Genomic DNA, 13,411 nt, shown 5'->3' with positions numbered 1-13,411 from the left:
AGTGAGTGAACAAAAAACACAGCCGCCCTGCGGTTATGGCGGAGCCGAGCGCTAGCGAGGCGCAGGCATAACCGCGAATATTGTTGCGGGCGAACCGGAACCACCGCTGTACAGCGCACCACCGACCAATACCCAGGCGCCGGTGACGGGTAGTTCGGCGAGATTCGCCAGACATTCCAAGCTGATCCGATGTTCGCGATACAGCAGCTTCGACACCTCATAGGTGTCGTCGGTCCCCAGATCGGGTCCGAACGTATCGATGCCGAGCGCGCCACGTCGCCCCAGCCGCCCGGTCCGCAATAACCATTTCACCGTCTCCACCGCGAATCCCGGTTGGTGGTCGGCACTTTCGCCGGTTCCGATGAATTCCGGCGTGCCCCATTTCTCGTCCCACCCGGTCCAGGCCACCAATGCCGAGCCGTCGGGTATCCGCCCGTGCCGACCCTCCCACTCCCGCAGATCAGCGATGTCGATCGCGTAATCCCGATCGTTCGCACATTGGTCCCGCACGTCGATTTTCACCGCGGGCAACAACAGATCGTCGAGATCCAATTCGTCGGCGGCCAGTCCGTCGGCATGGAAGTGGATCGGTGCGCCCCAATGGGTTCCGGTGTGTTCGCCCTGCTGGATATAGCGCAGGTAATAGCCGTCGTTCGCGACCGTCGCGACAATATCGGTCCGGAATTCGGGATCACCGGGAAACAGCGGCGCCGTCGCGGGATCGTGGACATGGGAAAGGCTGACCAGCCGTCCGAACGGCCGCGGGCCGGTCATCGCTTCCGCTGCGGAATCGCACGTGCCAAGGCCAGCAGATCGGCCTCGAGCATCCGGAACAACCGATAGGTGAGCACGAACGCCAGGATGCCACCCACGCTGAGCACCCGCACCGGAACGATCACCAAATCCAAATCGGCGGCCTCGACGAAGGTCGCGCTGGCCACGCCGAGCAGCGGCACCGATGCGGCGACGCCCAGATAGAAGTTTCCGCGCTTGGCGAGTTTGCGCAGCTGCTCCTCGTCCTCGGCGCCGATACCGCCGCGCACAAGCAGCTGTGGATAAATCGAACGCACCGCGTAAACCATGATCGGGAAGAACGGATACGCCAGCGCGATCGCGGCGCACACCACCTGCGCGGCGAAGAAGTGCAAAAAGGTCGCGCGCGGTAGCTCGACCCCGAAGAAGACCGGCGCCAAAGGCCACACCAGCCCGGCGAGCAGCCAGAACCCGAACGGCACCCAGACCGCCCAGTCACCCATCTGCAGGGTGTCGCGCCGGGCGGCGGCCAGCGTGCGCGGGGAGTATTCGCGACCGCGAGCTAGCCGGAATCCGATGGTCAGCGGGCGGCGGGTGAGGAAAAGCAGCAGCAATCCGGCCATCGGAAAGGCGATGAGATTGGTGATCAGGCCGCCCGCGGCGAACCGTTGCTGGTCGGCCGCCGTCATCCGATCGATGATCAGTGAGTTGTTCAGGTTGATGTTGTAGACGCTGGCGAGGAAATTCGGCACGCCGACGCACAGCGTGAGGATCGGTATGAGCCAGCCACGCGACCGGTACGCAAAACTGGTCGGTGCCGGATCGACCAGTTCCCTGGCGCGCTCGTCGAGGCACAGATCCAGTTGCGCGGCTAGTTCGGCGCCATTGCGCCAGCGGCGCTGCGGATCGATCCGGAGACATTCCAGCAGCACCCGCCGCAGCGCATTCGGGGTGTCCGCGGGCAGTTGCTCCAGCGTCTCCGCGGTGACGCCGCGCCCGCGTAGGGCGACCATCGTCGCGATGGTTTCGGCGCGCGCGTCCGGATCGGCTGGTATCGGCGGATCGTCGAACGGCATCGCGCCGGTGAGCATTTCCCACAGCAGCACGCCGAGGGAGTAGATATCGCTGCTCGAGCCGGGCGGTGGTGCGGCCGGATCGAGGAGTTCGGCGAGTTGTTCGGGGGAGCGGTACGGCAGCGAATCCGGTTCGGCGGCCAGCGGATTCGCCGCCGTGCGAGGTGCCGCCGTGCGCGCGGCGAAATCGGCGAACTTGGGAATGCCCTCCGCGGTGAACAGCACATTCGCCGGTTTGACATCGCGATGCAGTACGCCGTGCTGCTCGGCGTAGTTGAGCGCATCGGCCAGTCGTCGGCCGATCCAGGCCACCGTCTCCGGCCAGCTGAGTGCGGCGATTTCGGCGCGCACACTCGAATCCGACGGCCGGATCTCGCCTCTGGCCTCCATGGCGGCATCGATGGCGCGCAGCAGCAGGGCGCCGCCCTCGGATTCCGGGCCGCGCCGCCGCTCGGCGAGCACTCCGGCCGCCGTACCGCCGGGCAGGTACTGCATGTAGACCAGCCGGGTCGATGCGGGGGCCTCCGGTGTCGAGGCAGTGACCAGGCGCTGATCGAAAACGCGCACCAGATGTGGATGATCCAGTTGCGCCATGCTGTGCCCGCCGGCCGCGCGGCCCGCCGAAAGCCGCACGGCGACAAGACGTTGCATGGAACGCTGCCTGGCGAGGAAGACCCGGCCGAGAGTGCCGGTGCCCAGATCGGTGAGCAGATCGAAGTCATCGATCCGATGACCCGGCGTCAGACCGGCGACCAGCGCGGCGGCTCGCTCGGTATCGGCCGCGGCGGCGTCGTCGGCGGCGTAAACGGCCAGCCGCGCGCGCACATCCTGCGCCAGCTCCGGATATTCGGCGAGGAAATCCGCCAGTTCCAGCGAGCCGTACCGGCGTCGGGCCAGGAACTCCTCGCAGAGCAGATCGACCAATTCCGCGCTGTGCTCGACCTCGGGAAATTCCTTGCGGTACTCGGCGATGCGTTTGCCGAGGCCCTCCCGATCCCAGCGGTGGCGCAGATCGATGCGGACCAGATCGGTGAGTACCGCCAGCCGCACCTGGGTGCCGTCGGGGACATACTCCGCGATCGGAGGTGGTTCGGTCCGCTCGCCACGCAGGCAGTGCTGCCAATCTTCGGTGAATCTGGATATGGGGTCGGTCTCGCCTCGATCCGCGAAATCGGCAGCTGTCACGATCGCGGCTCCGGCACGGCCGGCCTGCCGCGCTCCCGGTCCGCCGAAACATGATCGCGGTCAAGGGAGTCCGCTGGCGCGACGACCCGCTCCAGCGCACGCAGATCGGCCTCCAGCGCCCGGAAGAGCAGGTAGGAGCCGATGAACGCGATGATGCCGCCCACACAGAGCACGCGCACCGCGGCGATCACCATCGGAATATCGCCGGGCGGCAAGAAGGTCACGCCCGCCACCGCGAGCAGCGGCACCGAGGCCGCGACCGCCAGATATCCGTTGGCGCGGCGATCCAGGCCGCGCAGCCACACCGCGTCCTCGGTACTGATCTCCCCGTGCCGCAGGAAGATCGGATAGATGCAGCGGACCATGAAGAAGCACACCAGGAAGAACGGGTAGGCCATCGCGATCGCGCCGCACACCACGATCGAGGTGAGGAAGTGCACCACCGCGCGGGCGGGCACGTCCCCGGCCGCCAATTGCAGCGCGATCGGGAAGGTGAACCCGGCCAGCACCCACAGCGAGAAGACCACCCACACCGCTCGGTCGCCGAACAGCAGGGAATCCGCTCTGGCCAGGCGCAGCGTCTCGGCATCGTAGCGGCGGTGGCGGCGCAGCCCGTGCGGCACCGTGAGCATTCTTCGGGACATGTAGAGGATCAGCGCCGCCCCGAGCGGGAAGAAGATTCCGTTCACCACGGTGGTGATGATCATGAAGGTGCGCCCGGCATCCTCGGGGAGCCGGTCCACGATCAGATGCTGGTTGTGCTGGATGTTGTATGCCGAGGCGAGGATATTCGGGATGCCGATGGCCAGCGACACGATCACCAGCCGCCATGCGCGCAACTTCAGTCGCCAACTGCCTGGCGGCGGGTCGACAAGATCCCGGGCCCTCGGGTCCATGCACAGGTCGAACTGCTTGGCAAGCACCCCGCCATTGGCCCAGCGCCGTGTCCGATCCGATTCCAGACAGGTCAGCAGTACCCGCTGCAGCGCCGCTGGGCAATTCGCCGGAACTCGTTGCAGCGCCGTGTCTTCCACCCCGGCGGTGCGGCGTTCCAGCATACCCTCGAGCGCCGTATCGTCGCCGTGGTCGGTCGCAGTGGAATCGTCGAACGGTTTCGCGCCGGTGAGCAATTCCCACAGCACCACGCCGAGGGAGTAGATATCGGAACGGGTATCCAGATCCTCGGCTGTGCGCTCGCGGCCGGGATGGCAGGCCTCCAGCTGTTCGGGCGACATGTACGCCAGTGAGCCGCCGAAATAGGCCACCGGACTGGTGCCTGCCACATTGCGGCTGAAGCTGATATTGAAATCGGCCAGCTTCGGCACCGCCTCCGCGGTGAGCAGGATATTGGCCGGTTTCACATCGCGGTGCAGTACGCCGTGCGCCGAGGCGTAGTCCAGCGCCTCGGCCAGTCTGCGGCCGAGCCAGGCCACAGTTTCCGGCCAGCTCAGCCCGGCGATCTCGGCGCGCACGCTGGAATCGGTCGGGCGGATTTCGCCCTTCTCCTCCATGGCCGCGTCGACCGCGTCGAGCAGCAGTTGTCCGCTGCGTTCGGCGGGTGAGGTCGCGCGTACCCAGCGCAGCACGCCGAGCAGGGTGCCGCCGGGCAGGAACTGCATGTACAGCAGCCGGAGTCGGCGCATGGCCGGATCGCGGGCGTCATCGGTGCCGAGCAGCCGCTGATCGAAGACGCGCACGATGTAGTCGTGGTCGAGCTGGGCCAGGGTCTGCGGTTCGGTGCCGTGGTCGGCGGAGATCTTCACAGCGACCAAGCGCTGCAATGATCGCTGCCTGGCCAGGAATACCCGGGCGAAGGCGCCGCTGCCGAGTCCAGTGAGCAGGTCGAAGTCGTCGATGGATTGGCCGATCTCGATCCGGTCGAGGGCGTTGAATTTCCCCGGACCGGTTCCGATCGTGGTCGGAATGGCGGTCGCCGTCTCGGTCGGACCGACGGTCGTGCGCGTCACGTCAGTATTACGAACGGACTGCTGGGTTTGGTTCAGTCCGACGGTTTGATCGGCTTGCACGGTCCGGCTCAGTTCGGCCGCCGCGCGGGTATTGGCGAACTCGGTCAGCACCGAATCCTCCAGCGCCGCCCGGCGGGTGCTCTGGTCGATGTCGTCGACATTGAGCAGCGCGTGCAATTCAGCCGCTTGTTCCGGATATTCCCGCAGATAATCCTTCGGATCGACACGTTCACCGCTGTGTCTACGGATGACGAACTCTTCGTACACCAAACCGGCCGGAATGCCGCCCGGTTCGAGTTCCGGAAACTCGGCGCAGTAGTCGAAAAGCCGTTTACGCGGCGTCGGCGCAGTATTGGATTGGCGGCGCTCGCGGGGCTCTCCGTGGTCACGCTCCGCTACCGCCTCCGCGCCCGTCGCTCCCGCCGCGGTGGGGACCCGGATCCAGCGATGTCGCAGGTCGACGCGGATCAATTCGATCAGGGCGGCCCGGCGCAGGGATTCGGCATCGGGCAGAAAGTCGGCGATCTCCGGTGGCCGGCGCGCCGATTCCCATGCGGTCGAGAAGGCCTCGACCACGTCGTTCTCGGTATGCGACGGCGACTCGCCCCAGTCTCTGGCCGGCTCGGTGTCGAGATCGGTTCGGTGCGTATTTTCGGGATCAGCACTCATTTTCGGACCTACTTGCTGAGCGGATGTCGAGTATCCGCAGTGGCCGTTCGGTGGATGTGCCGCTGAATTTCCGCCACACCCGACGACATCGTCCCCCGAGCAGTAATCGAAATGATAACTTGCGCCACAACAGTGGATCACCCGATTTCGACAACGATGCGACGGGGAAGAACCAGCACATGAACAACACTGCGGCGCGAGCGACGGGCGCGGAGGCGGTAGCGGAGCGTGACCACGGAAAAACCCGGGAACAGCGCCGTAAATCGAATACCGTGACGGCCGCGGCGGGTGGCGTCGCGGCGGCGGATCCGACAGCGACGGATTCGACCGCTCCGGAGGCTGCGGAAGCCCCGGAGGTGCAGGCCGCCCGTGGGGTCGCGGTGGGCGGGACCGACGCCGTACATGCTTCGATGGATTCCAGCATGCCACGCGAAACCGGCCTGTCACGAGGTCCGGCGGCGGCAATCGCGGCGAGTGTGCGTGACGGCTCGCTGACGCCGACCGAAACCGTCGATACCGCCCTGGATCTGATCGCCGCCGAGAACCGGAAGACGAATGCGTTCACGGTCGTTCGCTCGGCTAAAGCACGGGCCGAGGCACTCGCGCTGGAACAGCGTTCCGATCTGGATCTACTGCCGCTGGCGGGTGTGCCCATCGCGATAAAACACAACATCGCGGTCGAGGGTGAATCGGTTCTCGCCGGTTCCACCGCGACCGATACCCGCCCGGCGACCGCCGACCACCCGGTGGTGTGCAGGCTACGGGCCGCGGGCGCGGTGGTGGTCGGGCTGACCGCGGTCCCCGAACTCGGCCTGTGGGCTACGACCGAGAGCGAGGGCCGCATCGGTCGGAACCCGTGGAATTCCGCCCGCAGCTCCGGTGGCTCGTCCGGTGGTTCGGCCGCGGCCGTGGCGGCCGGGTTGGTGCCGGTGGCGCACGGCAACGACGGGCTGGGTTCGGTGCGCATTCCCGCGGCCTGCTGCGGGGTGTTCGGGCTCAAGCCGGGGCGGCACACCGTACCGGCCGAGGTAGGCGTCGATTCCTGGTCCGGGATGGTCGAAAACGGCGTGCTCGCAACGACAGTCGGCGATGCCGCGCTCATGCTGTCCGTGCTGGCCGCGCGTCCGGACCTAGCCGAGTTGGAACCGCCGGGCCGACTACGCATCGGGCTGGCCGTGGCGCCACCGTCCCGGATGTTCCGGGTCGATCGGCACTGGACCGCGGCGGCCCGCACCGCTGCTTCGGCCGCCGCCGCGGCCGGGCACCTGGTGGAATCGGTGACACTGCCCTACGGCGAATCGCTCGTTTCGGTCGGCCTGCGCTGGTTGGCATTCGGCGCGCGGGAGGCCGCGAATCTGATCCGCCCCGAACGTCTGCAGCGGCGCACCCGCCGCCACATCGCACTCGGTCGGCTCGTCCAGCGGCTGCGGCTCGTGCGCCCGGCGCAGGTGGACCGGGTCGAGGCGCAACTGCTGGATTTCTTCGAGCGCTACCACGTGGTGATCACCCCTACGCTCGCCGCGCCGCCACCGCGGGCCAGGGCCTGGCACACTCTCGGTTGGCTCGCGAATGTTGTTGTCAGCGCTCGGTATTCACCGTTCACACCGCTGTGGAATCTGGTCGGCTGGCCCGCCGCGTCGATACCGATGGGAATGCATCCGAGATCCAAAACGCCGGTCGCCGCCCAACTCACGGCACCGCCCGGCAGTGAATCGATCCTGCTGCGCCTCGCGGCTCAACTCGAGTCGATCCACCCCTGGAAGCGAACGGTGAACGACTGTGTCTGATTTGCCGCGCCTGCGGCACCGCGAACATCGCTCGTAAGACTCGCTCCGTCGGGGTTGGGATGAGCTTGAACGGATGAGCGATCAGCCCGCGATCGCAGGCTGATGCTGCACCGCGAAACCACCGTCCACCGCGCGTGCGGCGAATTCGAGGATGGTGGGCCGGTTGTCGTCGGCGCGCCAGGCCACCGCAAGTTCGCACGGGGCGAGTCCGGCGAGCGGGCGAGCGGTCAGACCCGGCCAGCGGTACATCGGCACATTGTTCTCGGCCAGCAGGCAGACGCCGAGGCCGAGGCTCACGGCCTCCAGCTTGTCCTCGGGGGTTGCCGCTTCGGCGCCGATCTTGGGCTGACGGCCGTTGCGGGCATCGTTGCCGAGCCAGAAGTCGCGCACCGCACCGGCCTCGGTGGGCAGTGCGATGAACGGTTCGTCCAGCAGGTCGGCGAAGTCGATGGTGTCGTTCTCGGCCAGCGGATGGTTCTCCGGCAGCAGCACCCAGCGCGGCTCGGTGCGCAGCACCTGCCAGCGGTATCGGTTCGGATCGGGGAGCGGAAGCCAGACCAGAGCGAGGTCGGCCTGTCGACCGGCCAGCCCACTGGACGGGTCGGTCCAGGAGGCGGCGTGCAGTGCCAGGCGGTGCCCGCTCGCGCTCTCCAGATCGTTGAGCAGCCCGCGGCCGAGCGCGGATTGGATGCCGACGCGCAGCACCTCACCCGCCTCCTGCAGGGAGACATTGGTGACCTCCCACAGCTCCAGGATCTTGCGGGCGCCTTCGAGCAACTCCTTACCCGCGACGGTCAGCGCGACGCTGCGCTGGTTGCGGTCGAACAGGACCACGTCGAGCTGGCGTTCCAGCTGACGAATCTGACGCGACAGGGTGGGTTGAGCGATGTGCAGCCGCTGAGCGGCGTTGGTGAAGTGCAGTTCCTCAGCGACGGCGACGAAATACCGCAGGTCGCGCAAATGCGGGTCCATAGCCCCTTGCTATCAGAATCGGTCCTGAATTTCCAGCCTATTAAGGCCGGAAAGTCTGGATATGGCAGCCGAAACAGTCGGCAGGTTTGTTAGACACAGCATATGGCTTGTCATGGTCATTTGCATCATCGACTCCGCGAATCTCCAGCACCCGGGACCCGCTCTGCCGTGCGCAAGTTAATTGGGCATATGACCAGCAGCGATGCGACGACGAGTGGGTCTGCGGACCGCGCCGGGTAGGCGCTGAAGTGTGGCCGGTCACTGCCGGGAAACCGGCCCGCAACGAGGGTGATGCCATTACGGGTGGGTGGAGTGATGTTAGTCACAATTGTGTTTGCTGTCTCGTTCGGACGGTCCGGGGACGGCAGTCCCGGGGGTGTTCGGACGCGCGAAGACGCCGTGGTCGATGACCCGACCACGGCGCCTTCGCCGACCGTTCAGAGGCTGCGTGCCCGATCCTCGTAGGCCTTGCGCTTGGCCACGTCCACATCGTCGAGGAAGGCATTGCTCGAACCCAGCGCCCTGGCCAGTCCATCGGCCACCGGCTCGGGCAGCAGATTCACCAGCTGCGACAGGAATCCGGCCACCGCGGTGACCCGGACCTTGGACTTCGGCTCGGCGATCAGCGCGACGATCGCATCGGCGATCTCCTCCGGTTCGGCCGGGCGCAGCAGCTTCGGGCCGCTCACGCCGGAGCCGAGTTCGGTATTCGTCAGTGTCGGCAGCACCGAGGAGAACGCGACACCCGAACCCCGGTACTCCTCGCGCAGGGTGTCGGTGAAGCCGAGCACCGCATGCTTGCTGGCGTTATACGTCGCCAGGCCCGGGATATGCGTCTCCCCGGCGAGCGAGGCGATATTGATGATGTGTCCGCGCTTGCGCGCCAGCATGCGGACCAGGCCCAGCTTGGAGCCGAGGATCACGCCGTAGACATTGATATCCAGAATCCGGCGGGTGATCTGATCCGGCTCATCGGCGAATCTGCCGGTCGGCATGATGCCCGCATTGTTGATCAGCACGTCGATCGGGCCGACGGTGCGCTCTACCTCGTCGAGGAAGCTCTCGAACGAGCTGGGATCGGTGACGTCGAGCCGCCCGTACAACTCGAAATCGCGGGCGGTGCCGGATTCCTTGACCGTGGTCTCGTCGATATCGCCGATCGCGATCTTCGCGCCGAGCGCCTGCAGTGCGGTCGCCGTGGCCAGTCCGATGCCGCGCGCGCCACCGGTGATGACGACGACCTTGCCGCGAACCTTCGCCCCGTCTGTGTTGGATTTGCGGAGTTCCTGGTGCCCTCCGTGCGCGCGCACTCCTTGCGGGGCGCCGCTCTGACGGCCCCCACCTTGTGTCTCCGGGCCCTTCGCTCGCTCCGCGGTCACTTGTTGTCTCCCGCGAGTTTCAGAATTGCGGCAATGTCGATGCGACGCAGTCCGCGAGCTCCTGCGGCACGCATCGCGCCGAGCCCGAACAGCACCTTCGGCATCTGGTACGGGAACCAGAGCAGTTCCTTCTGCTGGGTCGGCAGGATCGGCGTGGTAATCGCCTTCTGCCTGCAGTATTTGCGAACCCCGTTCGGACCGCCCCAGCGTGCGCCGACGCCGGACTGCCCCCAGCCACCCATCGGCAGCGCGAAGCTGAACAGGTTGACGAAGACGTCGTTGATATTCACCGCTCCGGCTTCGAGGGCGCGGGCCACACGCTCGCCGCGATCCTTATCGCCGGTCCAGACCGAGGCCGAGAGGCCGTAGATCGAATCATTGGCCAGCCGAACGGCTTCCGCCTCGTCGGAGACCTTGATTACCGGCAGGGTCGGGCCGAAGGTCTCCTCGGTAATGCAGGACATGGTGTGGTCGACATCGACGAGCACGGTCGGTTCGAACAGGGTGCCGACACCGGTGCGCTTGCCGCCGGTGGTCACCTTGGCGCCCGCTGCGACGGCCTCGTCGACATGCCGCTGCACGATCTGGACCTGGTTCTCGTTGGCCAGCGCACCCACGTCGTATTTGGACTCGCGACCGTCCAGACCTTGACGCAGATTCTCGACCGCATCGGTGAGCTTGGTGACGAATTCGTCGTAGACCGGAGCCTCGACATACACCCGCTCCACCGAAATGCAGACCTGGCCCGAGTTGAACATGCCGCCGAAGGCGATGCCGTGCGCGGCCCGATCGAGATCGGCGTCGGCCAGCACAATCGCCGGATCCTTACCGCCCAATTCCAGGCTGTAGGGAATCAACCGCTCGACACAGGCGGCGGCGATCTTGCGCCCGGTCGCGGTCGAACCGGTGAACTGGATGTAGTCGGCATTCTCGACCACCGCGGCACCGGTCGCACCCGCACCGGTGACCACGGCGAAAACCGGCGGTGCACCGATTTCGGCCCAGCCCCTTGCCAATTCGATCGCCGAAAGCGGAGTCACCTCGGACGGCTTGAGGATCACCGCGGCACCGGCAGCCAGCGCCGGGATCACATCGATGACCGGCATGGCCAGCGGGAAGTTCCACGGCGTGATCACGCCGACCACGGGATACGGCTTGTACACCGTGGTCAGCTTCTTGACCCGGGCCAGCGGGCTGTGCGGCGAGGGATGGTCATCGGCGAGGAATTTCCCGGCCCGCCGCGCGTAGTAGCCGATGAGATCGGTCGAGAAGGCCGGGTCGATCAGCGCGTCCACGCGGGGCTTGCCCGCCTCGGCCTGCAGCACATCGGCCAGATGCTCGGTGTTGTCGATGATCCAGTCCTGCAGCTTCAGCAGCCATTCCTTGCGCCCGTCGGGGCCGATGGCCTCCCATTCCGGCTGGTACAGGCGCAATTCGCGGATCTTGGCCGCGACCGCGTCGGCACTCTCGTCCGGTACGGACCCCACCACCGCCCCGGTGCCCGGATTGCGTACCTCGATCAGTGCCGGAGCGATGTCCGATTCGCGGCGCTCCCGGGGCGCTCCGTGGTCACGCTCCGCGACCGCATCCACGCCCGTCGCTCCCGCCGCGTCTACTTTCGCCGTTGTCTTACGCGCAGTTTTCTTCTCGGCCGCGCCGGGCACCGTATCGGTCACGCTGTTCTCCCACTGAGGTTGTGCTGATCGCTGTGAATCAGTTCACTGACCTATGATCGTGGCACAAGGTTCTCGGACTTTCTTGGCCCGATTTGTCAACGAATGAGGCTGTTTTTGTTCTCTAGATACAATCCGGAGGTTTGATGACCACCGGCCGCCCGGCGGCGATCAGCCCGAATAGCGCGGTGGTCCGCGATTGGCTGGCCGAATACGTCTACGAGACCATGCGCACCCGGGCGCTCGAACAGGTCGTCGATCGCCTCGACAACGCGATCATCGCGCATATCCCGGAACTCGCCGATCGCGATATGCGCCGCGACCTGGCCGCGAGCACCCGCGCACACGCGCGGGTGGTGCTGGCCAATCTCACCAGCGACACCATCGAATTCGCCCTGCCGGAGGAGGCGCACGCCTTCGCCCGAACCCTCGCCCGACGCGGTTACGACCTGCGGCTGCTGCTGCGGACCTATCACGTCGGGCAGGAGGCGGTACTCGACTACATGACCGACGCCGTCGACGAACGGCAGCCCCCGCCCGAGATCGAGCGGGCGGTAATGCTGCGACTGTTCGAGCGTTCCACCAGATGGGTCAGCATTTCGGTGGAGACGCTCACCGATACCTACATGGAGGAACGCGAGCGGGTCATGCGCGCCGCGCTCAACCGGCGCACCGAAATCGTGCGTGCCCTGCTCGCCGGTGACGAACTCGATATCGACCAGGCCTCGGTCCGGCTCGGCTATCGACTTGCCAAGCAGCACTTGGCATTTGTGCTGTGGACCGATGAGACCACCGGTGAGCAGGACAGCGAGGCGAGCGGGCTGCTGGATCGGGTCGCGACGCGATTGGGCACGGCGCTCGGCAGTGGCCACGTGCTCACCGTGGCGTCCGGCGCGAGCGGCATGTGGGCCTGGGCGGGTTTGGACGATGACGCACACGCCGCTGAATTGGCGGTGCCCGGGGAGATCGAGCGAATCGTGCACGGTCAGGTCGAGCCGCCGGTGCGGGCCGCGTTCGGGGTGCCCGCGCCACAGGCCGCCGGGTTCCGGCAGAGCCATCACGAGGCCGTCGCGGCCAGGCACGTCGCCGAGCGCGGTCCGGCGGATCGAGCGCGGGTCACCGCATATCGCGAGGTGGAGATCGCCTATCTGGCGGGCGCCGACAACGCGGCCATGCGCGGTCTGATCGGGCGCGAATTACGCGCACTGGCGGGCCGTGATGTCAATGCCACACGACTGCGCGAAACACTGCACGCATATCTGAAAAGCCATCGCAGCCCGGAGGCCACGGCGAAATTACTCGGTGTGCACAAGAACACGGTCCGCTATCGGATCCAGCGGATCGAGGAACTGCTCGGCCATCCGATCGAAGCGCGCAGCCTGCCGCTGGAGATCGCACTGGCCTGCGTCGCCACCTACGGCGCAGACGCCCTACCTTGAAACGCTACGAACTACTCCGCCTCCGCGACCTGGCGTAGTGGCGGTTCGGTGACCGGTGCGACCCGCACATCCGGTAAATCCGCGAGCAATTGCGTGGTTGCCGCCGCGATGGCGTTCACCGCCTTGTCGACGGCTGCCTTGGTTGTGGTGCTCAGGCCGGACACGCCACCGACCGTACGCACATACTGCAGTGCGGCAGCATAGATTTCCTGCTCGGTAGGCGCAGGATCCAGGCCACGAAGGAGGGTGATGTTGCTACTCATGGGAGCACACTACTGCCCACAGTCGGGGTAAGGCAGGCCAAGAAACAGATCCGACAAAGCCGAGCGATTACACAGGTCCATCCAAGATCGATGGTGAACAATCGGGGGTATGCCTGCCCGCGGTGTACCCACCTTGACAACATTCCCCTACGACGACCTCGACAAGCGGGAAGAGGACCACTGGTCCGGCGCGGCGGTATCGGATGACGAATTGCGTGCGCTCGCACTCGGCGGCTTCTATTCGGCGCGCT

At 66.3% G+C, this 13,411-nt stretch carries 9 protein-coding genes; 2 read left to right on the top strand and 7 right to left on the bottom strand.

Annotated elements, in window-relative coordinates; translation table 11 throughout:
- Positions 1-51 precede the first annotated feature (51 nt).
- From NP3_RS18270 to NP3_RS18260, 3 genes are read right to left on the bottom strand one after another with little or no spacing between them, the layout of a single operon-like run.
- Entirely contained in the window at positions 52-774 is a 723-nt protein-coding gene (locus NP3_RS18270; protein WP_063042805.1) for a cyclase family protein, read from the bottom strand.
- Positions 771-3,011, bottom strand: coding sequence for a serine/threonine-protein kinase (locus tag NP3_RS18265; protein ID WP_063042804.1), 2,241 nt, complete (start codon positions 3,009-3,011; stop codon positions 771-773). Before NP3_RS18265 ends, NP3_RS18270 begins: the two co-directional genes overlap by 4 nt.
- A complete protein-coding gene (locus tag NP3_RS18260) occupies positions 3,008-5,647 on the bottom strand; it encodes a serine/threonine-protein kinase (RefSeq protein WP_084508669.1) in 2,640 nt (879 codons plus the stop codon). The genes NP3_RS18265 and NP3_RS18260 overlap by 4 nt, the downstream gene beginning before the upstream one ends.
- A 410-nt stretch (positions 5,648-6,057) precedes the next feature.
- On the opposite strand from NP3_RS18260, the gene NP3_RS18255 reads away from it, so the two are divergent.
- Positions 6,058-7,434, top strand: coding sequence for an amidase (locus NP3_RS18255; protein WP_444980790.1), 1,377 nt, complete (start codon positions 6,058-6,060; stop codon positions 7,432-7,434).
- Positions 7,435-7,515: 81 nt separating this feature from the next.
- On the opposite strand, the gene NP3_RS18250 is transcribed toward NP3_RS18255, so the two are convergent.
- The 3 genes from NP3_RS18250 to NP3_RS18240 all read right to left on the bottom strand — a co-directional run bounded on the left by NP3_RS18250 (position 7,516) and on the right by NP3_RS18240 (position 11,320).
- A complete protein-coding gene (locus NP3_RS18250; RefSeq protein ID WP_063042803.1) occupies positions 7,516-8,406 on the bottom strand; it encodes a LysR family transcriptional regulator in 891 nt (296 codons plus the stop codon).
- 437 nt (positions 8,407-8,843) lie between these two features.
- Complete coding sequence (locus NP3_RS18245) at positions 8,844-9,716, bottom strand: SDR family oxidoreductase (RefSeq protein WP_063042802.1); 873 nt, start codon at positions 9,714-9,716, stop codon at positions 8,844-8,846.
- A 65-nt stretch (positions 9,717-9,781) separates the two neighbouring features.
- On the bottom strand, positions 9,782-11,320 hold the full coding sequence (locus NP3_RS18240; RefSeq protein WP_245720996.1) for an aldehyde dehydrogenase family protein: 1,539 nt from the start codon (positions 11,318-11,320) through the stop codon (positions 9,782-9,784).
- Positions 11,321-11,604: 284 nt separating this feature from the next.
- Between NP3_RS18240 and NP3_RS18235 the strand changes: the two genes are divergently transcribed.
- A complete protein-coding gene (locus tag NP3_RS18235; RefSeq protein WP_063042801.1) occupies positions 11,605-12,897 on the top strand; it encodes a PucR family transcriptional regulator in 1,293 nt (430 codons plus the stop codon).
- 11 nt (positions 12,898-12,908) lie between these two features.
- Here the strand turns inward: NP3_RS18235 and NP3_RS18230 are convergent, their stop codons facing one another.
- On the bottom strand, positions 12,909-13,160 hold the full coding sequence (locus tag NP3_RS18230) for a DUF2277 domain-containing protein (RefSeq protein WP_063042800.1): 252 nt from the start codon (positions 13,158-13,160) through the stop codon (positions 12,909-12,911).
- Positions 13,161-13,411: the final 251 nt, after the last annotated feature.

The sequence above is a fragment of the Nocardia pseudovaccinii NBRC 100343 genome (genome assembly GCF_001613225.1).
In the GTDB taxonomy this organism is placed as follows: Bacteria; Actinomycetota; Actinomycetes; order Mycobacteriales; family Mycobacteriaceae; genus Nocardia; species Nocardia pseudovaccinii.
The sequence above is the reverse complement of the archived record's forward strand: the minus strand, read 5'-3'. Positions and strand labels throughout refer to the sequence as shown.